Genomic DNA, 22,494 nt, shown 5'->3' with positions numbered 1-22,494 from the left:
GAACACATAGTCTTAATGTAAAGAGCTTGTTAAAGGAAATGGCATGACTCAGTATGTATCTAACCCTGTGAATGAACAGGGGTTAATTGATTGGAGCGAAGAAGAAAATCGTATTTGGCACGACCTTGTCGAGCGCCAACTGGATCTCGTTCAGGATCGAGCGTGTAAAGAGTATTTACGCGGGTTGGAACTGCTTGATCTACCTTTAGATAGAGCGCCGCAACTTACCGAGATCAACCAGGTATTGCAGCGTGAAACGGGCTGGCAAGTCGAGCCGGTGCCGGCACTCATCGACTTTGATCGTTTCTTCGCATTGTTAGCGTCACGCAAGTTCCCCGTCGCCACGTTTCTGCGGTCACGCGAGGAATTTGACTATCTGCAAGAGCCCGACTTTTTCCACGAGATATTTGGCCATTGTGCCATGCTTACCAACCCAGACTTTGCGGATTTTACGCAGCACTATGGTCAGTTGGGGTATCAGGCGAGCAGTAAACAAAGAGTCTATTTGGCTAGGCTGTATTGGTTTACGGTCGAGTTTGGATTGGTCGAGCAAAACGGTGATTTGAAGATTTATGGAGGGGGTATTTTGTCATCACCGGGTGAAACGCTGTATGCGCTGGATGACGAAAGGCCGCTTCGCCAAGCGTTCAACATCGACAATGTGCTCAGAACGCCTTACCGAATAGATATCATGCAGCCGACCTATTTTGTGCTAGATGATATCCGCCAGCTATACGAACTGAAACAGCAAGATCTCAGTCTCGATGTGGCACACGCCATGGAATCTGGCTTGCTTCCACCACTTTTTGAACCAAAGGACATAACTCATGCTTAACGAACTACGCTGCGAAGCATGCAGCAGTGACGCGATTGCACTAGGTAAAGATGAACAACAGCAGTTACTTACAGAACTAAATGACTGGCAAATTGTGGTACGTGATGGCATCCCACAACTAGAGAAACAGTATAAGTTCAAAAACTTCAAACTCGCTTGGGCGTTCTCAAATCAGGTGGCAGAGCTGGCCGAAGATGAATTTCATCATCCTTCGATTGTTCTGGAGTGGGGCAAGGTAACAGTGACTTGGTGGAGCCACTCGATTAAAGGTTTGCATCAGAATGATTTTATCTGTGCTGCCAAATGCGATGGCTTTATTGCCCAGTAGAGTTGTAATGAGTGATGACAATCCCCGCGAAAGCGGGGATTTTGCTTTCTAGGGACAACGTAATTGAAATGTCACAGTTTGCAGTAACAAGAAGTCGATGTGGGTCAAAAAAGATGATGAAACGTTACAGTTTCTGCCGGCTAATATGCGTACAATAACTACAGGCTAGAGAACAAAAAAGGGAAACTATGTTCAAGCGCAGTATTAAATGGATACTCCCCTTCGCTATTTTAGGTGTGGCCGCTGGTGGCTATTTCTGGGTGCAATCAACCGCCCCGGAGATAGATACGCAAAAAGTACTCGACACGACGCCGCGCGTTAAAACACAAATCTTGCAAGCACAGACTCATCAAGTGCAGATTTCAAGCTTTGGAGAAGTCGTCCCGTTAGAGCGTACAGCACTCTCCACTCAAGTCTCTGGAGAGGTGACCAGTTGGCATCCTAATTTTGTTTCAGGCGGGGTGGTCAAACGTGGTGAAGTGCTATTTACCATTGAGAAAGACGACTATCAAGCCGCCGTTCTGCAAGCTCAAGCCGAGCTCGCACAGGCTCAAGCGACTCTCATCGAAGAGCGCGCAAAAGCCAAAGTGGCAGAGCGCCAAGCCAAGAAAATCAAAGACACACAAGTTTCCGACCTTTATCTGCGCATTCCTCAAGTATTGAGTGCAGAGGCCCGCGTCAAATCAGCTCAGGCGGGGCTGCGTCGTGCCAATCGCGATCTGGAAAATACCGAAGTGGAAGCGCCTTACGATGCTTTGGTCGTATCGCGCAATATTGGTGTGGGCCAGTACATTACGGCGGGCTCTCAAGTGGCAGAAATCAATAATATTGAACATGCCGAGGTCATGGTACCTATTGCCGGATTTGATGCCCCGTTTCTGCCAAAAGACATTGAAGGCGTTAAGGCTAAGATCATTGCCAAGGGGCGAATTGAAGCCGTTCGAGAAGGCAAAATTGTACGTGATTTAGGGGTGGTCGATAGCGCTACTCGTATGGTCAATATGGTGATTCGTATTGAAGATCCTTATGGGCTGCAATCTGATGAAACACCACTGCCGTTTGGCTCTTATGTCGAAGTCCAGTTCAATGGTCGCCAAGTGCAGGCGCTGTTTAAAGTGCCACAAGAGTTGGTGATAGATGAACGCGTATGGGTGGTCGACCCGGACGATAAACTGATCCCGAAACCTGTGCATGTGCTGCGAGAAGAACAGGCCAACTTCTTTATTGATGCCGGTATTGAGAACGGTGATGAACTGGTACTAACTGTGCCTGAGTTCCCACAAATTGGCATGGCGATCATTCGAGTCAACGATAAGGCGGATGTATTAGTGCAGCAAGGAGAGGCCAGTGAGTAACTCTACCCAGCGCGGCATTATTGCCCTGTTCGCCAACAATTCGGTGGCGGCTAACTTGCTGATGGCGTTTGTACTCATCATGGGTACCGTGAGCTACTTTTTGATCCAGCGGCAAATGTTTCCCAACTTCGAAATCAACTACATTCGTGTAATGGCCTCTTACCCTGGTGTATCGGCGCAAGAAATCGAAGAAACGATCCTCATTAAAGTGGAGGAGTCGCTAAAAGACGTCACTGAAATCAAAAAGGCGGTAACGGATGCCTATCGTGGTGGTGGTCAGGTTACACTAGAGATTGATACCAAAGCTGATCTCCCCGAAGTGCTTGATCGAGTAAAACAACGTGTCGATGGTATTGCCAGCTTTCCAAGGGCGATGGAGCCGATAAAAGTCACTCAAATTGAGTTCAAGCAAGATGTGATTGGCATGGTGCTGTCCGGCAACACCTCACTGACCGAGCTCAAGACCATTTCCAAGCAAGTGGAGAAAGAGCTATTACAACTGAATGATGTGTCATTGGTTGAAGTGAGCTCTCCGCCGGATGAAATTGGCATCGAAATTCATCCGGACGAGCTGCGTACTTATGATCTGACACTCGACGATGTCGTGACGGCAATCCAAAAGTATTCCGCTAATTTTTCCGCAGGTCAGGTTCGAACCAACACAGGGTTGGTCTCGATTCGTATTGAGAACCAGTACTATGACGGTTATGAGTTCCGCCAAATCCCGGTCAAACTCGGTGCCAACGGTTCAAAAGTATTGCTTGGTGATATCGCGGTCATTAAAGACGAGTTTACCGAAGGTCAGCACTACTTTAAGTTCTCGGGTGAGAACGGCATTTATCTCACCGTAAAAGCCACTAAAACTCAAAACATGGTGCCGGTGGCAAAAACCGTGCAACGCTACATAGAGGCTCGCAACCAAACGCTGCCTCATGGGGTGAAGATCCATACCTTGATGGACATGACTTACTACCTCAATGCACGTCTCGATATGATGCTTAAGAACTTGATGCAAGGTGCGGTGTTGGTCGCGGTTTTGCTCAGTATCTTCTTGCGCTTTCGTTTAGCGATGTGGGTGATGGTGGGGCTGCCAGTGTGTTTTCTGGGCGCGGTCATGCTGATGCCATTGTTTGGGGTCAGTATCAATATTATTACCTTGTTTGCTTTTATCATGGTACTCGGGATCGTGGTCGACGATGCCATCGTGATAGGAGAGAGTGTTTATACCGAAGTCGAGCAGAATGGCGGTGGTGTCACTAACGTGGTTCGTGGCGCACAGCGAGTTGCTACGCCAGCAACCTTTGGTGTGTTAACCACCATTGCGGTGTTTGTCCCTTTCTTATTTTCAACCGGACCTGAAAAAGCCATTTTCTATGGACTGTCGATCGTGGTGATCTTCTGCCTGATATTCAGTCTGATTGAATCAAAGCTGATCTTGCCAGCGCACTTGGCGCACACCAAGTTTACGCCAGTGAAAGAGAACAGTTATCGCGCTCGATTTAATCGCGCCTTTTTTGAGTTTGTAAATGGTCCATATAAACGCTTGGTTAGCCAGTGCGTAGAATGGCGTTGGTCGGTGATGGCAGGTTTTATCGCCATATTGGTAGTGAGCGCCGCTATGGTGACCTCAGGACATGTCAGAATCATACCCAGCCCGAAAGTGCCTTCTGACTTCCCAATGATCAAAATCGAGATGAACAGTAATGCTTCAGATGAGCAAACCATCGATGCCTTGCTGACGCTAGAGAAAGTGGTTAAAGCGGTAGATAACGACATTCAAGATGAATTTGGTATGCCGGTCATTCGCGACATGATGACCATCAATACCAGCCGAACCGAGGGAATGTTGATTTTGCCTTTGGTGGATGAAGACGTTCGCCCAGTGGATGCCTTTGAACTGTCTCGCCGCTGGCGTGAAAAGTTGCCGACCATTGTAGGCCTCAAGTCTATCGTCATAAATGACAATGTGGCTGGTGGCGATGATGGTGACGAATTCGGTTACTTACTCTACGGCCCTGATATGGAAACGCTCAACGCTGCGGGCCGAGAGTTAGTGTCGAAGCTGCAATTGCAAACGGGTCTGTTTGATGTCAGTTCATCCATGGATACCGGTAGCCGAGAAGTGCAGCTTTCTCTTAAACCCGTGGCGTATGATCTGGGGCTGGATTTGGCCAGCGTGGCCGCGCAAGTTGGAGGCAGCTTTTATGGTGGCGAGGCGCAACGCGTGCTACGTAACACCGAAGAAGTTCGCGTAATGGTCCGCTACCCTAAATTGACACGCGAAGCGTTCTCATCACTACGTTATGCGTTGATTACCACGCCATCGGGCAAGAAAGTAATGCTTGGTGACGTGGTTGAAATAGAGAGCAAACCCGGTATCAACCAAATCCGCCGCGAGAATGGATTTAGAACTGTGTACATCTATGGATCGATTGATGAAACGGTGATTGAGCCAGACAAAGCGGTGAAAAACATTGAAGATAACGTCTTGCCTGAGCTGAAGGCGTTGTTCCCCGACGTCACCACCGAACTAGGTGGGACGATTGAGGAGCAACAAAAACAATCGGCAGAGCAAATAGTGTTCTTCGTGGCGGGCATGATAACGGTGTATATCCTGCTTGCGGTTCCATTAAAGAGCTATGCTCAGCCACTTATCATTATGTCAGTGATACCGTTTAGTTTAACCGGGGCGATTTGGGGCCATTATTTCTACGGCTTAGATATGTCAATGATGTCGACATTCGGGCTAATTGCAGCAGCGGGGGTGGTGATCAACGATTCACTGGTAATGACCGACTACGTCAACCAAATCAAAGCCCGTTGCGACTGCGCCAAAACCGCTGTGGTTGAGGCTGGCTGTGCCCGCTTTAGGGCCATCACATTAACCTCTATTACCACCTTCTTTGGGGTCATGCCGATCATGTTTGAAACCAGTCTACAAGCTGCGTTTGTCAAACCTATGGCCGTCGCCTTAGGGTTCGCGGTGATGTATGCCACTGTGGTTACCTTGATAGCGGTACCATGTCTGTATGTGATTTTGGAAGACATAGGCGGAGTGTTCCGCAAGGTCAAAAGACTCTATTTTCCTCTAAAACAACCCGCGGTTGAGCGCGGTTAACTCTTAGCTATGGTGGACTTGGTGAGCGATGGCTGCCGAGTCCACCAAATGCTTTAATCACCGATAACCTATCTGAAACCCTCAAGCTGCCCTTTCGCTAGATTACAAAAGTTGTTTATTTACAGTTGGTTAGAGCTTAAGGTTTGGTGATTTTATTTCCACCCATTCGAATAGTTGATAATAACCACTTTGAGTTAATTATCATCAATCCATAAAGTCAGCGCCAGAACACAGCGGATCCCCTTTCTTGGGGTATCTGGTTTTGCTTTATTACAGGTGACTGACAATGAAAAAAACACTACTCGCTGTCGCGTTGTGCACGCTGACAGCAGGCGCATTCGCGGCCAATTCGCCACCGACAGAAGCTGCGAGTGAGGATATTAACTACGGCGATCCGACGGCCTCTTTTTCTACCCTTGGTATTTCTCGGTCAGGTGATGCGACTCAGCTCAACGGTATGTTGGGGATGGGAAACAATATTTTCCAGCTAGACCTTGGTGTGGCGGATAAGAAAACCTATGACGACAAGATGGATTACAACTACCGTGCTCGCTATTTCCATGTCACCGACGGCCTCGGGGTTAGCGTAGACGTGCTGGGGGACCGAAACAGCACTACGGCTTTGGCGGGGCTCATCTATAAGTTCCAAGTGACGGACAATATCATGCTATTCCCAATGTTGTCGGTTGGTCGTACCTCTGCAGATTGGAAAGAGCTTGATGCTAATTGGCAGCCTGGTGGGCCAGATCTCTATATCAAATATCAAAAGTTTGACTCTAATGTGTATCAAGCTGGCCTCTATGGCATGTACGCTTTCGATGCAGGCCACTGGTTGTATGCCAACCCGAAATCGACTTATGTTCAGCAAACCAAAGAATGGATACCTCAAGTAGAAATCGGTGGTGGCTACATGGTTTCAGACGTCGTGTCAGTGGGTTTTAAAGTGGAACACACTGCGGAAACCAAGTTCCTGAAAAAAGACACTACAGGTTGGTTACAAGCTAACTATTACTTCTAATGAGGTGAGATTGTGGAAGACACACTAGATATCGTCTCGATGTGTGTCATGGATGATCGCAGCTTTATCATGGCTTATTTGATTGGAGCCGCTTCGATGGCGCTATGGGTCGAGTTTCGTCGATCTGGGACAAAGCCTAGGCGCAGTGATGATGAGCCTAAGCAAGAATCAGGTAAAACAACGGCTCCCTAGGAGCCGTTATTTATTCATCACAATAGTATTCATCACGTTAGTTGAGCCGAGTCATCGAGCGCTGAAACTGCTTGGGTGTTTGGCCAAACTCGTTTTTGAACAAACGAATAAAGTGGGAGATATTGTCATAACCGGTTTCATAGGCTGCATCGGTGACCGACATCGAGGATAAATGGCGCTTTGCTGCTTTCAAGCGCAATTGCGTTAAATACTGTTTCGGATTCTGTTCCGTCATTAGCTTAAACTTCTGTGAGAAGCTCGATAGCGATAAACCCACTTCCTCTGCAACCTGAGACAGCGATAGCTGCATACCCTCATGAGAGTTCATTAGCCTAATCGCGCGTTTGATAGGATGTGTTTGATTGCCATTGATGATGCTATGACAGGCGCTGTTGCGAAGAAGCTCAAACACGAGTTCTTGACCCGTAAGGTCAATTAAAAAATCCATACCGGCTTCTTGCTCGCGGAGGATCTCTTGCATTCTCCCATGTAGCGCATCAACTCGTTTCTCAATCGGGTTAACGATGAAACCTTGTAAATCGAACGACTGTGAGGTGTCGAACTCCAAATAGTCGGATACTCGTTGCGCGACCTTCTCGAGCAGTGGCTCAGTAAACTCATACACCAGCGCCTTAGTGTATTCCGGCATCTTCATATGAATAGTGGAGTTCGGAGGCAACAATACGAACTCATCGCTTTGATATTTAAATGCTTCTGATTGGTTCACTCGTACAGATTTTGCGCCCTCAAGAATAGTGCAAAGGCGAGGCGCTTCGTATGAGCGGTATTCGTCGTGAAAGTCTTTAGGGAGGTCATAATAGAGCAAATTGATCTGGCCTGCGCTCAGGGCATACTCTCGTTCTGCGATGCGACTAAAGTTGCTTAACGTGTGCATGAATGGTGCTTTGCTCCTATTACGGTGTTGAATTCCATAATAGACAGGAGAAAATAGCACAACATTGATCTGTGTTAGTTAATCCCTCGCCATTTATAAAACAAAACTGCAGGCAAACGTTTTACCTGCAGTTCTGAGAAGTGACTCGAAATTCGTGATCTAACTGCCTTATAGTGCAGCGCTTAAAATGCCAACAATTTCGTCATGCGTCGCTTGTTTCGGGTTAGTGAAGCCACATGCATCCTTTAGCGCGTTTTCGGCCAGAACGTCGAAGTCGTCACGCTTAACGCCAAGTTCTTCTAATCCTGCTGGAATGCTCACGTCTTTAGATAGCTGACGAATCGCATCCAAACCTGCGTTTGCCGCTTGCTCGTCGCTCATGCCAGTTGTATCTACGCCCATCGCACGCGCGACGTCCGCTAAGCGCGCTGGTGCAACTTGTGCATTGTACTGCTGAACATGTGGAAGCAGGACTGCGTTACATACGCCGTGTGGTAGGTCGTAGAAACCGCCTAGCTGGTGTGCGATAGCATGAACATAGCCAAGAGACGCATTGTTAAACGCCATACCCGCCATAAACTGTGCGTAGGCCATGTTGTCACGTGCTTCTAGGTTATCACCGTTCGCCACCGCTTCACGAAGGTTTGCTTGAATCATCTCAATCGCTTTGATAGCTGAGGCATCGGTTACCGGTGTCGCTGCGATAGACACATAAGCTTCGATGGCGTGAGTCAGTGCATCCATGCCGGTTGCAGCCGTAAGTGAAGCTGGCTTGGCGAGCATTAGCTCAGGATCGTTTACAGAGACAATTGGCGTGACGTTTTTGTCTACAATCGCCATCTTAATGTGGCGCGCTTCATCAGTGATGATGCAGAAGCGAGTCATCTCTGATGCTGTACCCGCTGTCGTATTGATCGCAATAAGAGGAAGCTGAGGTTTTTTAGAAACGTCCACACCTTCGTAGTCTTTGATTTCGCCGCCGTTCGTAGCCAGAAGCGCAATACCTTTGGCACAGTCGTGTGGTGAGCCACCACCAAAAGAGATAACACAATCACAGCCGTGTTCTTTAAGAAGGGCAAGACCGTCGTTGACGTTCTCGATGGTTGGATTTGGCTTAGTTTCGTCATAAACCACAGCTGCAACTTTTGCTTCGTCTAGGAGCGTTGTCAGCTTATTAACGGCACCAATTTTGTTTAGAACGCCGTCTGTCACAATTAGGGCTTTTTGAAAGCCATGGCTTTCAATCGTTTTGACTGCGTCAGCTAGGCAACCAGCACCCATTAGGTTCAAAGATGGAATATAGAATGCGTTAGACATGTTCTACCTCGTTTAACTTTCAAAAAATGAGTAATTTACGACCCTTAAATAGGTCTTAATTTATCTTCTGAATTCAGGTTAACAGTGGACGCAATGGGCAAACTAGCGCTGGTTTTATAGAAATAGTCGATTTTTTAGAAGGGTTTATTTTCGTGACAGGATGCGAGGTCGATCGGCTACAAAGTGGGCGGCAAAAGAAAAGCACAGAATCGGTGACTAGGCGATTCTGTGCTTTAGGGGGAGCGGTAAGGTGATACCGCGTTATCTGTTTAAGCGGAATACTTAAACCAGAATTCGGTTCGCTATTGTGCGAGCGCCACTTTCATTTGCTCTGCGACTCTATCTACTTTGCCAAGCCCGATGATGACTTGCAGTCCGTGTTTACCCACTGGGACAACGCCTGCAGCACCAAGTTGTTTTAGACGCTCAACGTTTGCAACTGACGAATCTTTAACTGAGAGACGTAGGCGGGTAATGCAGTTGTCGACCTCAGTGATATTCTCAGCGCCGCCAAGTGCTTCGATATAGTCTTGCGTAAGCGCAACCAAGCCCTCACTGCCAATAGTGGCCTCTTTCTCATCTGCGTTTTCCATGATTTCACCACGACCTGGTGTCTTCAAATCAAACTTGATGATTGCGAAGCGGAATACTGAGTAGTAAATGGCGAAGAACACAAGACCTTGAAGGATCAACATGTACCATTTCACCGCGAGTGGGTTTTGGCTCGATAGCACCAAGTCAACGAAACCTGCGGAGAAACCAAAGCCAGCCATCCACTGCATTGATGCCGCGATGTACATGGAGATACCAGTGAGTACAGCGTGAATCAGATACAGAACAGGGGCTAGGAACATGAAGCTGAATTCTAGCGGCTCGGTGATCCCTGTGAAGAAAGAAGCCATAGCAGCCGCTAACATAATTGAGAACACAGCCGCTTTGTTTTTCTTGTCTGCACAGTGGTAAATGGCCAGTGCCGCACCCGGTAGACCAAACATCATAATTGGGAAAAAGCCCGCTTGATACATGCCCGTTTGGCCGACGACAGCGGTGCCATTAGCGATAGATTGCGCGCCGCCTAGGAAGTTCGGGATATCATTGATGCCCACTACGTCGAACCAGAAGACAGGGTATAGAGCGTGGTGCATACCAACGGTGAGCATCAGACGGTTGAAGAAGCCAAACAGTCCGGCACCAATAGCGCCCATAGATTGTAGCTTAACCCCAAGAATGATCAGCGCGTCGTAAACCACTGGCCAGATGTAGAGTAGGACAAATGCGAGCACCATACCTGCGATAGAAGTCAGTATCGGTACTAGGCGTTTGCCACTAAAGAATGCCAGCGCTTTCGGCAACTCAACATGGGAGAATCGGTTGTAGATCTCGGCCGAAACGATTCCGACTAAAATGCCGACAAACTGGTTACTAATTTTACTGAAAGCCGCAGGGACTTCGTCTGCCGCTAATCCTTTGATTTGCTGAATTGTAGAAGGGTCTAGGAGAGTGGTCAGCACTAGGAAGCAGATAAAACCTGAAAGTGCTGCCGAGCCGTTTTTGTCTTTACTCAAACCAAAAGCGACACCAACCGCAAACAGTACGGCCATGTTGTCAATAATGGCGCTGCCGGATTTAATTAGAAAAGCGGCGAGAACACTGTCTGCACCCCAACCAGTAGGATCAAGCCAATATCCTACCCCCATAAGAATTGCGGCGGCGGGTAGCGTTGCTACCGGAACCATCAGCGCCTTACCGACTTTCTGCATGTAACCAAGTATATTCATTCAGACCTCGTTGTAATTTGAAACATTTGGATGTGAGATATGGGTCTATTTGAAACTTATTTAACGATGCAAACAAACTAGTAATGTCTTACTATGAATTAAATTTTTTGATTCATAGTATTGATATGGCGAACCAGCAAACTCTACTCAGAAATCTGCATACTTTTCATGTCGCAGCCAAAACGTTGAGCTTTACCTTAACGGCCAAAGAACTCAACTTAACGCAAGGGGCGGTGAGCTATCGGATGAAGGTGTTGGAGGAATCAATAGGATTCAATTTGTTTACGCGTGGCACACGAAAGCTATCCCTGACAGAGGAGGGACAGCGTTTTCATGCAACCTTAGCGAAATCACTGACTTCCATTTTTGGTGAAATAGAAGATATTCGCACCACAGAATTAGCGGGAGAAATTACCATAGCGGCAGCACCGCAGTTCGCAGCGAGTTGGTTAATGCCACGTCTTTCGGACTTTAAGGAGCGCCATCCTAAGTTCAATCTCAATATCTTGGTGTACGAAGAACAGGAAGCCTTTTTTAAAGAAGACATTGATGTGGCGATAGTTTATGGAGATGAGACTCCAAAGGATATGTATGTTCGCCCCCTATTTGGAGAGCGATACGTTCCGGTATGTACTCCTGAGTATGCGACTAAGTTTGAACTGTTTGATAAGGGCATCGATGCACTAGTTAACATCAATTTTCTTCATGCGTTGGGCTCTGACGTATGGCAGCGCTGGGTAAACTATCATGGTATCGACGTGGATATCTTTGAGCAGTTCTACTGTGTAGGCCATCGTGGGTTAGGAGTAACGGCCGCACTTAGTTCGGTTGGAGTGGCTATGGGGCGCTACCATTTTGTAAAGAAACACATTGAGAAAGGAGAGCTGGTTAGCCCACTACCCGCAATGCCTACAGACAAACATTACTATTTAGTTTGCCCAAATGGGCACGAAAAAAGGCCTAAAATACAGACCTTTATTCGTTGGTTAGATAACCAGATTATTTAGAAAGGATGATCAACCATGATCCAGAAGTTGGTGCTTTCTGGCGACTTAGCCAAATCTGCACGAACGACCAGACCTGCCATTAACGCCCGCACCGAGCCGCCTGCATCGTACTTTAAGTCCGTGAGCAGCTCGTTCGCTGTGTAGGCTGCACCAACACGGCCCACTTCAACAAAACCGACGAGCTGGATCCAGTCGACACGCAAGAAGTTGAGCCAAGAGACCTCTTTAAGTGGGTTATAGGCGAGGGTATAACGATACTCTGCGGCGCCGTACAACACCGCTTTATCGTGGAATCGGTTGTTGTCATAACCACGTAATCGGGTGAAGCCACCAAGCGTTGCTCCTTCATTGTATGGAGGATTGCCGTTGACGACGCGGTTACCTTGAGCGTCTGTATTGACCTCCCAGGTTGGTGAGACACCCGTCCAGAAGTTAAGCGCAATCACTCGTTGAGATGCCCAGTCCGATTTACCCAGTGAGAAGTATTTGCTCATATCGAGCTCGTGGAATGACCATTGCTGCTTGGACTCAAACCAGCCCCAATCATGTGAGGTGGCAATATACTGGCGGCTACCATAGGAAGGGTTGGGCGCAAAATCTGTATTGTCGTACAACAGCCCGAACTCCATCGCGTGGATCGCGCCATCGAGTGTGCCTTGGTTAAACTCAAAAGATTGATAGCGGTTGAATTGGCGAGTCACGAAGACAGTAGAACCACTTTCTAGCGGGTTCCACTCTTTGCCCCCGGAGGGCTCAGAGACCAACAAGCCATTACGTATTTTGTAGTCGACTCGGCCATCATCACGAGTTGCGCCAATTGGGAGCACATATTCCATTTTGATATCAAACCAATTAGATGCACCATCCGCTTGGAAATACTGCGTGTTCGAAGAGGCATTACTACCGGGAAGAGGAGACCCCGGCGGGTAGGTGTCTGGCCCTGTGGTGTAGGCCCTTTGCTGTGGATAGTAACCAAACATCCCATAAGCACTCAAAAATACCCGTTCTGTACCAGGGATCATGTAGTTCCAAACGCCGCCAGCAATCGCGTAGCTAGTGTCACCACCAAACACAGTTCCACCGATGGTCATTTGGTCTTGGTGTATGCCTTTAATCATTCCGCCGACACCCACGTTCAAACCCATGGTTTCGGTGCTGAATAGGTACGGTAGTACCATAGACTCACGAATTTGGTCGGGAGTTTCTTGGCGGTCAATACGTGATTTTACGGTCGTTGGTACGGCTGCTTGTGCCACAGTGGCATTGAGAGAGCATGTCAGCGCCGTAACGAGTCCTAATAGCCGACGATAAGTCATAGATGAGCGACTTCCTTGTAATTATGATTGTTATCTGCCGTTACATAGCCTAGCGTGATTTGTTGCGTGAGAGAATAAATAAACGAGACTTTGATGGTTTTTTGATGTGGGTTTTACAAAAGTGACGCAAGTGAAGCGGTTATTTAGAAAACCCAAGCGATGGGCTTGGGTTTTGAAATATCGGGTTACATCGATTTTTGTAGGAAATCGAGTGCGCCAACAATCGCAGCGACTTGAGCATCGTTACACTCTTGCTCCGTTACCTTTGGACTATCTGGGTAGACTTCGGTGGTGGTGGAGTATTCGCAGTCGGTCATGCCAGTACATAGGCTGAGCTTTTTCAATGGGTAATTGATAACGCCGTGCTGCACTACATCAGAGCCGATGATTTTACCGTTGTCGTCTGGTGGCGCAATGTGCGTTACTTTTTCAACAAAGCCAATCACATGTTTTTGAAACGCCTCAGCTGGCTTTTCGGTGTTACCTACAAGATAGAAGCCGTCTGGTACATTGTCTTCAATGTATTCAAGGCCATCACGTGCGGCAAGAGCAGGGCGGAACTCGCTCTCATCCGTATCCGTGGTTTCATGCAGATCAATGTGAGCCCAAATATCGGTGCTAAGTGACGCCACCAACGCCATGAGATTTGCCGACTCTTCCGCTGGAGAACCTTGATAGAACGAGCGGTTTGGATCCACTGCGTTTGGATTCCAACGGTTGATGGTTTCGTAACCCCAAGGACTAACACACGGCGCGATAACGATGTTGAAGCTAGCCTCGTAATCGTGGACGTTTTGCTGAGCAAACTGCAAAGCACCATGTACACCGGATGTTTCATAACCATGAACACCACCCGTCACTAGAATAGTCGGTTTGTTAGCATCCCAAGAACGAGTTTTAAGAGCAAACAGCGGGAAGCGGGTTTCATCATAGGAGAGGGCACCATACTGAACCACATCAAGGCGATCACGCAGGGATTCGATTTTAGGCAGCACATCTTCGCTATATAGGCGCTTTACCGATGTGGTTGCACGCCACTGTTGGACTTCACTATCGGTCCACTTTTCTCCAGGCGTACCGATTGGGTATTGAAAGCTATTTTGCATGGTTTCCATTCTCAACATCTAATGTGCGAGAAAGCATAGCGGCGAAGGGACCAACTGGCAATCGAAGAGAGGTGAAGATTATGACAAATCTATTATCAAAAAAGAGAAGTGCGGTCTTACCAACTTAGCCAACTAGTTCGAATAGGCCGTCTTATTTCCATGTTTTAACCTATCGAAGAAACGTGTTCTCTGTTAGAGTCACCGTCAACTACGCTATTGAATAAAGACACCCACAAATCGCATGTAATTGATGGATTTTTATTCACCCTTAGAACTCATTTTAGGAATCCCTAGTGACTAACAACGAAATTTTACGTCGTATCCAACACGCGTTAAACCTTAAAAACGCACAGATAATGAAAGCTTTCGGGCAGGCCGAAGTCACTGTGGCTCACGATAAAGTGGCAAACTGGTTAAAAGATGAAAGCGACAAATCTTGCGTTAAGATGAAGGACCAAGAGTTAGCGGTATTCTTAAATGGCTTTATTAACCTCAAGCGAGGCAAAAAAGACGGCGAGCAACCTAAGCCAGAAGTCGCATTGACCAACAACATGATTCTCATGAAGCTGCGCATTGCGCTAGACATGAAAGCAGAAGATGTGTTGGACGTATTAGAAGTAGTGGGTATTAGTCTAAGTAAATACGAAATTGGTGCGTATTTCCGCAAGCCAAACAATAAAAACTACAAACAGTGTGAAGACCAACTGCTGTGCGACTTCTTAAATGGTGTGCAGTTTACCAATCGTCCCGATTCTGAAGAGTTTACTGGGTAATTTTTATCTCGAATCGAACGTGGTAATTGATTAAAAAAGCGAGAACCATTCCATTTGGCTACTCGCTTTTATCATGTTAAAGACCGATATTAGAGCTTCACAATTACGTCTACTCTTTGTCTTTCTTCAGTCGATACCTATCAACCACGCTGAAATCTGGTCGGCTTTTAGAGTCAAGCCACACACCGCCTCCTATGACCCTACCAAGATAAACCCAAGCTAAAACCTTAAGCCAGTTAGGAGTCTCTATTCTGGTCAAGCTATTCCAGACATCTTGTAGTGATTTACTAAAACTGGCCACGTATATGGAGTTTTTTCATACTTTTGGTCATGCGAGCAGGGTCACGACTGACGCTATTGGTAACACGAATTTGCCCCATTCGGTGCTTCAAGCCATACCAAAAATCACCGTCATCCCCTTGAAAAAGGGGATCTCATTTAGCGCGTTGAAAAGTTGAATTACGTGACTTAATCGAATATTTTCAGTTGCCTACACGTGGTGGGAGATCCTCACTTTCGTGAGGATGACGGCTACGTGGGGCATGTTAAAAACGAGCGGACGTAGACAATTTCTGTCCAGAACCTGCATAAGTGACACCTCATAACTCAGAAGTACCACACTTAATGTTTGAAGCCATCTCCTTAATCACCGTCATCCCCTTGAAAAAGGGGATCTTTCACAGCGCGTCGCGAATCGGACTTACGTGACTTAGTCGAATATTTTCAGTCACCTACACGTGGTAGGAAATCCTCACTTTTGTGAGGATGACCTCTATGTGAGGTATGCTAAAAGCAAAGGAAAATTGATGGCATAGTGGGCACTAATTACTGGACGGTTAAATTTTGTCTATTAACTAGAAAGTCGAAAGAAAGTTCAGATAAACCTTTGCCATCGACTTGTGCATTCCATGCGCCGTGACCATATCCCTCTAACGTTTCAAGTCTGTTGTAAATGCCTAAATCATTATATATATCCTGCAATTCAACGGCTTCTGAATAAGGCGTTACTGGGTCGTTCTCGGTACCATGTGCCATGAATAATTCAGGGTCGTTACTGTCATATCGATTTAGGCCATATACATTTTCAAACAAGTCCAATTTTATGTTTGAACCCCAATAGTAAACCATGCTTCGTACAACATAACTCTGGTCTAAATGGGTAGTAGCTAGAGTAGGATCGTCGCTGATAGATATTTCGTCTCTAAAGTCCTCGTTGTCCGAAATTCCTAAAGCAATTGTCGTAATCGAGCCTGCCGAGGCACCGCCTACGGTAATGTAATCGGGATTTATGTTGTAAGTATCCGCATTAGCAACAATCCAGCGAAGTGCTGCTTTGGCATCTCTTTGTGCGGTGTACATCGCGGTACTGGTTTTTACTTGATCTGAAGATTCCGCTGTTTGCAGGGCATATTCGAGCCACTCTTGTGGAGCAATACCGTTATAGTAGGTTAATAGCTCTTCTGGGGTTTTACCTGTAATTGTTCCCAAGTCTTCAGCGGTACGATAATCGACAGATACAACCACCCAACCTCTCGATGCAAAGTAGTGAGCCAAATCGATGATTTCAGGTTTAGTCTTGGTGCCTGATTGAAAACCTCCGCCATGAATGAACATATAAACCGGCCTATTGGCGTGATCATTTGCTGGATAGTAAATATCGAGTGTTTGCGGCGCAGCAAAAGGGGATGTGCTTACATTGTCGTGAACAAGACCATCAGCGTATTCAATGTCGCTTTCAACTAATACCAAATAAGTTGACTCAGCACTCACCAATGGTGCTTCAGTGCTGAGATTGGGTTCGCCATTTCCTTGTTGGTTGCAACCAAAATTCATCGCGGTAAAGCAGGTAAGTAGCAACGTAGCTAAACGGTTATTCTTCATCGTTCGTGTTATTAACTTAGAGATAGCTTCGAGGTTGTTAAAAAATATAACATATATGCGTGGGGATACCTGATGTAGCCTGCTATTTTAAGATCTTCAACCCAAAACCAGAGCAGCTTTATGATGGCACACCGACGCTACCATGAGCGCAGGGACGACTCATGGTGCTAAACGTGCTGTTGACCAAATAACGCCTGACAGTAGTTCTAATAACGGTGCGCTTAGTTACTGTTTACTGCGCTCAAGTATTTCGCCATAAGGCGGATCTCTTCATCCGTGTAGTGTTCCATTGCGACCTCCATGGTCATGAACAAGCCGTTTTTACGCTTTTTCATCTTGTAATCTTTCATTTGGTTAAAGAGGTAAAGCTCGTTTTGTCCACCGATTTTCGGGTACATAGGCATTACGGGCTCATTTCCGGTTTCACCATGGCAAGTAGCACACCCTCCTTTTCCCGGAGCGATGTACAGTGCTTTGCCTTTATCAGCCTCAGTGTTGGCAAAAGTGGAGAAGCTGATGGAGGCAATAAGTAAAATAAGCATACTTTTCATGATTACAGTTCCTCTTTTAAGCAAGTTAGCCAGTCTTGCACCACTTCCGGTGAGTGCTTGATATACCCAGAATAACGAAATTTAGCTTCACCATTAATCACTACCAATGTGGCGGGTAGCCCTTGAAAACCGAGCGCTTGAATTGCCCCCATATTCGGCTCAATGGTTTTCGGTAAGTGATGAATACCCAGTTTAGAAAAACGCTCTTCGATCGCTGGGAGATTGTCCCCAATGTGTACGGTTTCAATATTAAAGTTTGTGTTAGTCGCTATGCTGTCGAGTGCTGGTAACTCCTTTAAACAAGGAGGGCACCAAACCGCCCATAGATTGACTAAGCTGACTGGCCCTTTTAGCTCGGTAAGCTGATAAGTCGCGTTTTCTGGTTTAAAACCTTCTGGTGTGGTGCATTCTTTTGCGGTTGTCGAGAAGCTCAAACATAAGGTGATGCTAGCCAGTGCGAATGAGGTCCACTTATTCATTGATATACCTCTTCAAGGCTTGGCCGATTTTTGCACCACCTTCGCCATAACCAAATACATCAATAAGCTCTCTGTCTGGTCCGTAAAGGTAGATGTAGGCAGAGTGGTACACTTCATATTGTTTTGGGAGAGGGGGGTAAATGGGCTTGCCTTCAAGAGAATAGCCATAGGTTGCCTTCATGCTCTTTGCTATGGCTTTGATCTGCTCTTGTGTTCCGGTTAATCCAACCATTTTGGGATCAAAGTACTTCACATACATGTCCAAGTTTTCAACGGTATCGCGGTTAGGGTCAACAGAAATGAAGATGGGCGTGACCTTATTTGACTCCTCGTTTAACGAATTCACTGCGGTCGCTAAATCGATGACCGTGGTAGGGCAAATATCGGGACAACTGGTGTAACCAACGCCCATAAGAAGGAACTTACCTTGCCAATTTTTCTCGGTCACCGTTCCTAGGGTATTCTCTTGCAGCTCAAACTTTAAAGGTTTAGCCACGGCGTGAAAACTCAGCAAGCATGCCGCTAGAAAAGCGTAGAGAGTATAGGAAGTTTGTTGTCTCATTGTGCGTTCCTTTAGTGACATACGGTGTTTGTAATGCCCATTGCTAGCAGGTGGGGCTTGGCTAGCTTAGTGTCGATCTCTTTCAACACTTTGTTGGTGCGGATGTCGTAGACGAAAAGTTTTGAAGAGCCTTCTTGCGTTGCAAACAGCGTTTTTGAGTCTGAAACCACAACAACTTCTCGCAAGTCATTACTTAACGAGACTGATTGAACGGGTGTATTGGTCGAAAGCTCAAAAATGTCTAGAGCTCCCTTAGATTCAATTATGCCCATTGTCTCTATCCAACCCGTGCGAATAGACTTTGGAGCCCCGGTAAGCTTGAGCTCTTTGACAACTTCACCTCCCCAAGATTCGATAACTTGCGCTTGACCATTTTCACTGGCAAGCACGATATATTCAGAATCGGAACTTACGTAAGGACGCCAAGGTTGTGAGTCGAAATGGAAGGTATTGAATTCCATCTCCATAGAGAGATCCCAAACGACAACGGAATTGTCTTTATATTGGGAAGCCAGTGCTAAGCGCGCATCGGGTGACAAAGTCAGCTCAGAGACGTTGCCTTCGCCGACATTGATATAGCTTCTTTGACCATCGTGATTACGATAAATAAGCGTTTTACCTGACTTGCTTTCTGAAACATACAAGTTGTAGCCACCGTTATCAAAGTTCATGCTAAACGGCGATTTGATATCGGTAATCGTGGCGACATATTCACGTTTTAGCGGTTTAATAATGTCAATACGATCTTTCATTGCTACTGCCAGTTGGGCTTCATCAGCATGAAAGGTAATTTCTGTTGGAATTCCTTCCATCGCCATTTGCCAGTGGGTCTTTTTAACTAAGTCGTAGACGTAGACGGTTGGCGTTTTTCCGTCGATGTAGACGAGAACATCTTGTACGTCTGAGACTTCAAGGTGAATCGGTTTTGCCTTGAGTTCGATCTGGTCTGTGTAGGAAAACGCAAAAGTGTCAATAACGGCGACGTTGTTAGAGTCATCATCAGAAATGAATGCCCAACGAGCGCCGTCGTCATATCGACCTTCGATATCGGCGTGCGCAGTAAAGGTAAGCAAAGAGGTAAGTAGGAGAATCAAAATCTTGTTCATAGTAACCTCGAACAATAGAAAACATCATCGCAATCGAGCCACAAGTGAGTTTTTGGGGCGACATTGTTGGTGTGGAAGTAAAGAAGCCCTCAAGAGGGCTTCATTGAACAACTAAGGATTGCGAACACAGCGAGTGTAGAACTCGGAGTCTTTTGACATACCGAAACCTTGCCCAGTTAGGTATCCATGTGCCCAACCTTCGTTATCACCCGTGAATCTCAAATCCAACTGCTCAGGAGTTTGGTTTTTCTTACGAGCCGATAGTGGTCTTACGTGAAGCGTAGGGCCGGCAACATCAGAAGTGCTGGTCCAGAAGAATGACTTCACTGGTGTGTTCGGGAAAAACTCTTCATCAATAGCTGGAGAAACTTTGTTGTAGTTAACAATGGAGTTCATCTCTTTGATATCTGGAGTGCGCCAGTCATCATAGCCAGCATATTCTAAGTCTTGGCAGTACTTCAGAGAGTCATCGAACTTGCGCTTCACATAATCAATGTTTTGCTGCCACATTCGATTGGTCACTTTTTCTGTGACAGTGCCATCACCGTTATCGACGTATTGCATGTTGTGATATGCCGCGTCGTTGTCTGCGCGAACACAGCGAACCAACTTGGTTGAAGCGGTGTGTTGTCCCATGATATGAGCATCAGGGAAGCCCACGTGCCAAACGTGATCGTGACGGTCAGAAACAGGGAACGTCCAAATACCAGAGTTTTGACGAGGCATGTTCAAGAACACATCGGTATTAATAGCCGGACGGAACTCGCCCATGTCAGCTATGGAGAATAGCTCTTTCATTAGCGGGAAACGCCAATCTGTGTAACCATCGATTTCTAGGTTTGCGCAGTATGCTTTACCTTCGACCGCCGTCATCCAGATTCGGGAGGAGTCTCGTTCCCACATCAACTGGGTATTGTTGTCGAAAACGACTTTCCCTGATTCAGAGATAGTGTAGCTAGGCTCGTTACCTTGGTAGTCAGAGTCTTCGCCAAAGGTATCGGTAAAGTTCTGAATTTGACCTGTGTCTGGCAATTTGAAACCTTCAGGCGCTGGCATGCCAATGCCGGTAATAAACTCTTCCTTTTCAATCGGCTTGACGCGTTGACCGGAAACATACGCCGCGACATCGCGGTAGTCTTGCTCTGACAACATCTTAGCGTAAGGCATCATGATGCCGGCCAATGCACCGTTAGTACGTTTGCCGTCGCGGTAGGCAATCATCTGTTCGTAGATGTATGTCGGCATTTGGCCTTTCAATGGCGGGAAGTTTTTCTGTGTTGATGCGCCTTGTTCGCCATGGCAGGCTTTACAGGTACTGTCGTAAGTCTCTTTTCCGCGTTTGAACTCTTCACTTTCTAGTACATCCGGCATTGGGTTGTACTTCATTTTTTGTGCACCAAGCAGGATCGCAGTCGATGCCATATCACGAGGCGGGTTAGCGTAAACGATCTCTTTCATTTGAGAGGAGATACCAGCGTGACGCTCATTATCCATAGCGAACCATTGGTCTAAGAACCATTGCGGATCAAAACCTTCAAGCTTAGGGCTTAGCGTTTCAGGCACTTCCTCTTTCGCTGGTCGGTGACAACCGAGGTAACAACCAAATACGATACGTTTTGCTGCTTTTAAGTCCTTGGGTGATTTCTTTAAATCTTCAAAAGTTCGATTAATGGTGTAATCACCGTATCCATTATCGATGTCTTCTGCTGCAACAGCGCTACCAGCCAATGCTAAGCTGATGGCAAGTGATAATGCGATTGAATGTTTCATTTATAAGCCCTCAGTTGCCGCCAAATTACGAATTCGTTCTTCCTCACGTAAACGCATCTCACGCTTTAAATTAGGGTGGGCGATATCGTAGTGGCAGCTCGAACACTTCCAAGATGGATCGTTATCTTTGTTGTTAAATGCAAGGTTGTGAGAGAAGTCCGATGCGGGTGAGTTTTCGTCTGCACCTTGAGCACGCTCTTCCAAACCACGGTGGCAATTGATACAGCCTGAGTCATAAACATACTCACCACGTTTAGGGTGAAGTTCATCATAATCAAGCGAATCCATACCCAGCACGAACTCTCCCCATAGATGTCGCGTACCGGATGTTCCTTTTACCCAAAGCTCTTCGACAATATTCGATTTTGGCAGGTGACAATCGATACAATCTGCAACAAAACCATGTTGGTTATTACCGCCATGTATCGATTGAGAAAACGTTTCAGCCATCGGCTCCATCGTATGGCAGGACGCACAAAATTCATTGGTACTGAATACATGCAAAACTTCTGTTGCAGGGAGAGCTGAGATCAAACCAATACCGATGCCGACCGCGACAATGGCAAGTTTAACCGAGCGTTTAACTTGTTTAATTTGCTCAATAATTTTCATTATCTCACCTACATTTTATGCTTCGGGGGAAAGTCAGAAGATTTAAGAACGCTTGCTTCACACTGCTGGTCTGAAAGGTAGGTCAGCCATAAGTTGACCGAGTACTTTTCACCAGCGAGTGGGCGCTTCTTAAGGTCCATTAACATAAAGTGCGTCCCACCGCGCTCTAGTTTGGTTACCGCATTCTTTTTAAGAAACAGCTTCGGAAAGCGCTGCATGGTCATCACGCCATCTTTCATAATGGTGTTATGCATCTGAACCTCATTGGTAAGCTCTGGTATTTCCGCGCCTAGAATGGCTTCTGGCGAAGGAAGTCTCAGTGCTTTGACCTCGTCGTCTTCAGTAAAGGTCGCATTGAAGAACAGTCCGGTTTTGTTGACGCCTGGCGCGGGTTCAACGATGACGCAGTCGGTAATAGAGACACCTGCATAGGCTTGAGCTGCGCAGAGTAAGCTCAACGTTGTGAATAGCTTTTTCATCTGTTAGGTCCTTAGC

The 22,494-nt window shown here is 46.7% G+C and carries 21 protein-coding genes; 8 read left to right on the top strand and 13 right to left on the bottom strand.

What is annotated here, in order from left to right; translation table 11 throughout:
- The first annotated feature begins 43 nt into the window (after positions 1–43).
- From phhA to AAA946_RS21110, 6 genes are all read left to right on the top strand, one after another.
- Positions 44–835 carry a phenylalanine 4-monooxygenase gene (gene phhA, locus AAA946_RS21135; RefSeq protein WP_338166723.1) on the top strand — a complete coding sequence of 264 codons (792 nt, stop codon included), beginning with the start codon at positions 44–46 and terminating at the stop codon, positions 833–835.
- Positions 828–1,163 carry a 4a-hydroxytetrahydrobiopterin dehydratase gene (locus AAA946_RS21130; protein WP_338166722.1) on the top strand — a complete coding sequence of 112 codons (336 nt, stop codon included), beginning with the start codon at positions 828–830 and terminating at the stop codon, positions 1,161–1,163. Before phhA ends, AAA946_RS21130 begins: the two co-directional genes overlap by 8 nt.
- Before the next feature lie 188 nt (positions 1,164–1,351).
- Positions 1,352–2,518, top strand: a complete 1,167-nt coding sequence (locus tag AAA946_RS21125; protein ID WP_338166721.1) for an efflux RND transporter periplasmic adaptor subunit — start codon at positions 1,352–1,354, stop codon at positions 2,516–2,518.
- Entirely contained in the window at positions 2,511–5,636 is a 3,126-nt protein-coding gene (locus AAA946_RS21120) for an efflux RND transporter permease subunit (protein ID WP_338166720.1), read from the top strand. Before AAA946_RS21125 ends, AAA946_RS21120 begins: the two co-directional genes overlap by 8 nt.
- A 286-nt stretch (positions 5,637–5,922) precedes the next feature.
- Entirely contained in the window at positions 5,923–6,654 is a 732-nt protein-coding gene (locus tag AAA946_RS21115; RefSeq protein ID WP_338166719.1) for a hypothetical protein, read from the top strand.
- Between the two features lie 12 nt (positions 6,655–6,666).
- Positions 6,667–6,846, top strand: a complete 180-nt coding sequence (locus tag AAA946_RS21110; protein WP_338166718.1) for a hypothetical protein — start codon at positions 6,667–6,669, stop codon at positions 6,844–6,846.
- 37 nt (positions 6,847–6,883) lie between these two features.
- Here AAA946_RS21110 and AAA946_RS21105 read toward each other — a convergent pair whose 3' ends face one another.
- The 3 genes from AAA946_RS21105 to nagE form a co-directional block, all read right to left on the bottom strand.
- A complete protein-coding gene (locus AAA946_RS21105) occupies positions 6,884–7,741 on the bottom strand; it encodes a helix-turn-helix domain-containing protein (protein WP_338166717.1) in 858 nt (285 codons plus the stop codon).
- A 168-nt stretch (positions 7,742–7,909) separates the two neighbouring features.
- Positions 7,910–9,058 carry an L-threonine dehydrogenase gene (yiaY, locus tag AAA946_RS21100; RefSeq protein ID WP_338166716.1) on the bottom strand — a complete coding sequence of 383 codons (1,149 nt, stop codon included), beginning with the start codon at positions 9,056–9,058 and terminating at the stop codon, positions 7,910–7,912.
- Between the two features lie 302 nt (positions 9,059–9,360).
- Positions 9,361–10,836 carry an N-acetylglucosamine-specific PTS transporter subunit IIBC gene (nagE, locus tag AAA946_RS21095; RefSeq protein WP_338166715.1) on the bottom strand — a complete coding sequence of 492 codons (1,476 nt, stop codon included), beginning with the start codon at positions 10,834–10,836 and terminating at the stop codon, positions 9,361–9,363.
- 125 nt (positions 10,837–10,961) lie between these two features.
- Between nagE and AAA946_RS21090 the strand changes: the two genes are divergently transcribed.
- On the top strand, positions 10,962–11,843 hold the full coding sequence (locus AAA946_RS21090) for a LysR substrate-binding domain-containing protein (RefSeq protein WP_338166714.1): 882 nt from the start codon (positions 10,962–10,964) through the stop codon (positions 11,841–11,843).
- Here AAA946_RS21090 and AAA946_RS21085 read toward each other — a convergent pair.
- Together AAA946_RS21085 and AAA946_RS21080 are read right to left on the bottom strand one after the other, a co-directional pair.
- Positions 11,840–13,159, bottom strand: coding sequence for a BamA/TamA family outer membrane protein (locus AAA946_RS21085; RefSeq protein ID WP_338166713.1), 1,320 nt, complete (start codon positions 13,157–13,159; stop codon positions 11,840–11,842). The genes AAA946_RS21090 and AAA946_RS21085 overlap by 4 nt on opposite strands.
- Positions 13,160–13,344: 185 nt before the next feature.
- Entirely contained in the window at positions 13,345–14,265 is a 921-nt protein-coding gene (locus tag AAA946_RS21080) for a M14 family metallopeptidase (RefSeq protein WP_338167216.1), read from the bottom strand.
- A 293-nt stretch (positions 14,266–14,558) separates the two neighbouring features.
- Between AAA946_RS21080 and AAA946_RS21075 the strand changes: the two genes are divergently transcribed.
- Positions 14,559–15,038, top strand: coding sequence for a YehS family protein (locus AAA946_RS21075; protein ID WP_088878683.1), 480 nt, complete (start codon positions 14,559–14,561; stop codon positions 15,036–15,038).
- An 825-nt stretch (positions 15,039–15,863) separates the two neighbouring features.
- Here AAA946_RS21075 and AAA946_RS21070 read toward each other — a convergent pair.
- The 8 genes from AAA946_RS21070 to AAA946_RS21035 form a co-directional block, all read right to left on the bottom strand.
- Complete coding sequence (locus tag AAA946_RS21070) at positions 15,864–16,919, bottom strand: alpha/beta hydrolase (protein WP_338166712.1); 1,056 nt, start codon at positions 16,917–16,919, stop codon at positions 15,864–15,866.
- 221 nt (positions 16,920–17,140) lie between these two features.
- Positions 17,141–17,470, bottom strand: a complete 330-nt coding sequence (locus AAA946_RS21065) for a c-type cytochrome (RefSeq protein WP_338166711.1) — start codon at positions 17,468–17,470, stop codon at positions 17,141–17,143.
- 2 nt (positions 17,471–17,472) lie between these two features.
- Positions 17,473–17,949, bottom strand: coding sequence for a TlpA family protein disulfide reductase (locus AAA946_RS21060; RefSeq protein WP_338166710.1), 477 nt, complete (start codon positions 17,947–17,949; stop codon positions 17,473–17,475).
- A complete protein-coding gene (locus tag AAA946_RS21055; RefSeq protein WP_338166709.1) occupies positions 17,942–18,511 on the bottom strand; it encodes an SCO family protein in 570 nt (189 codons plus the stop codon). Before AAA946_RS21055 ends, AAA946_RS21060 begins: the two co-directional genes overlap by 8 nt.
- Positions 18,512–18,522: 11 nt before the next feature.
- Positions 18,523–19,617, bottom strand: coding sequence for a YncE family protein (locus tag AAA946_RS21050; protein WP_338166708.1), 1,095 nt, complete (start codon positions 19,615–19,617; stop codon positions 18,523–18,525).
- Between the two features lie 111 nt (positions 19,618–19,728).
- On the bottom strand, positions 19,729–21,387 hold the full coding sequence (locus tag AAA946_RS21045) for an Lcl domain-containing protein (protein WP_338166707.1): 1,659 nt from the start codon (positions 21,385–21,387) through the stop codon (positions 19,729–19,731).
- The gene (locus AAA946_RS21040; RefSeq protein ID WP_338166706.1) at positions 21,388–21,999 is read right to left on the bottom strand and encodes a cytochrome c3 family protein; all 612 of its coding nucleotides are present in this window, start codon (positions 21,997–21,999) and stop codon (positions 21,388–21,390) included.
- A gap of 8 nt (positions 22,000–22,007) precedes the next feature.
- Positions 22,008–22,478, bottom strand: coding sequence for a copper chaperone PCu(A)C (locus AAA946_RS21035; RefSeq protein ID WP_338166705.1), 471 nt, complete (start codon positions 22,476–22,478; stop codon positions 22,008–22,010).
- Positions 22,479–22,494 lie beyond the last annotated feature (16 nt).

Origin of the sequence: Vibrio sp. 10N, from assembly GCF_036245475.1 — a bacterium.
GTDB lineage: Bacteria > Pseudomonadota > Gammaproteobacteria > Enterobacterales > Vibrionaceae > Vibrio.
Note: the sequence above shows the minus strand (reverse complement) of the source record. Positions and strands in the feature narration are given on the sequence as shown.

Coding starts and splice junctions, on each gene's coding strand:
- AAA946_RS21035 (WP_338166705.1), bottom strand. CDS start 22,478: ATGAAAAAGCTATTCACAACGTTGAGCTTACTCTGCGCAGCTCAAGCC.
- AAA946_RS21125 (WP_338166721.1), top strand. CDS start 1,352: ATGTTCAAGCGCAGTATTAAATGGATACTCCCCTTCGCTATTTTAGGT.
- nagE (WP_338166715.1), bottom strand. CDS start 10,836: ATGAATATACTTGGTTACATGCAGAAAGTCGGTAAGGCGCTGATGGTT.
- AAA946_RS21090 (WP_338166714.1), top strand. CDS start 10,962: ATGGCGAACCAGCAAACTCTACTCAGAAATCTGCATACTTTTCATGTC.
- AAA946_RS21070 (WP_338166712.1), bottom strand. CDS start 16,919: ATGAAGAATAACCGTTTAGCTACGTTGCTACTTACCTGCTTTACCGCG.
- AAA946_RS21040 (WP_338166706.1), bottom strand. CDS start 21,999: ATGAAAATTATTGAGCAAATTAAACAAGTTAAACGCTCGGTTAAACTT.
- AAA946_RS21045 (WP_338166707.1), bottom strand. CDS start 21,387: ATGAAACATTCAATCGCATTATCACTTGCCATCAGCTTAGCATTGGCT.
- AAA946_RS21115 (WP_338166719.1), top strand. CDS start 5,923: ATGAAAAAAACACTACTCGCTGTCGCGTTGTGCACGCTGACAGCAGGC.
- yiaY (WP_338166716.1), bottom strand. CDS start 9,058: ATGTCTAACGCATTCTATATTCCATCTTTGAACCTAATGGGTGCTGGT.
- AAA946_RS21065 (WP_338166711.1), bottom strand. CDS start 17,470: ATGAAAAGTATGCTTATTTTACTTATTGCCTCCATCAGCTTCTCCACT.
- phhA (WP_338166723.1), top strand. CDS start 44: ATGACTCAGTATGTATCTAACCCTGTGAATGAACAGGGGTTAATTGAT.
- AAA946_RS21085 (WP_338166713.1), bottom strand. CDS start 13,159: ATGACTTATCGTCGGCTATTAGGACTCGTTACGGCGCTGACATGCTCT.
- AAA946_RS21130 (WP_338166722.1), top strand. CDS start 828: ATGCTTAACGAACTACGCTGCGAAGCATGCAGCAGTGACGCGATTGCA.
- AAA946_RS21055 (WP_338166709.1), bottom strand. CDS start 18,511: ATGAGACAACAAACTTCCTATACTCTCTACGCTTTTCTAGCGGCATGC.
- AAA946_RS21080 (WP_338167216.1), bottom strand. CDS start 14,265: ATGCAAAATAGCTTTCAATACCCAATCGGTACGCCTGGAGAAAAGTGG.
- AAA946_RS21050 (WP_338166708.1), bottom strand. CDS start 19,617: ATGAACAAGATTTTGATTCTCCTACTTACCTCTTTGCTTACCTTTACT.
- AAA946_RS21060 (WP_338166710.1), bottom strand. CDS start 17,949: ATGAATAAGTGGACCTCATTCGCACTGGCTAGCATCACCTTATGTTTG.
- AAA946_RS21105 (WP_338166717.1), bottom strand. CDS start 7,741: ATGCACACGTTAAGCAACTTTAGTCGCATCGCAGAACGAGAGTATGCC.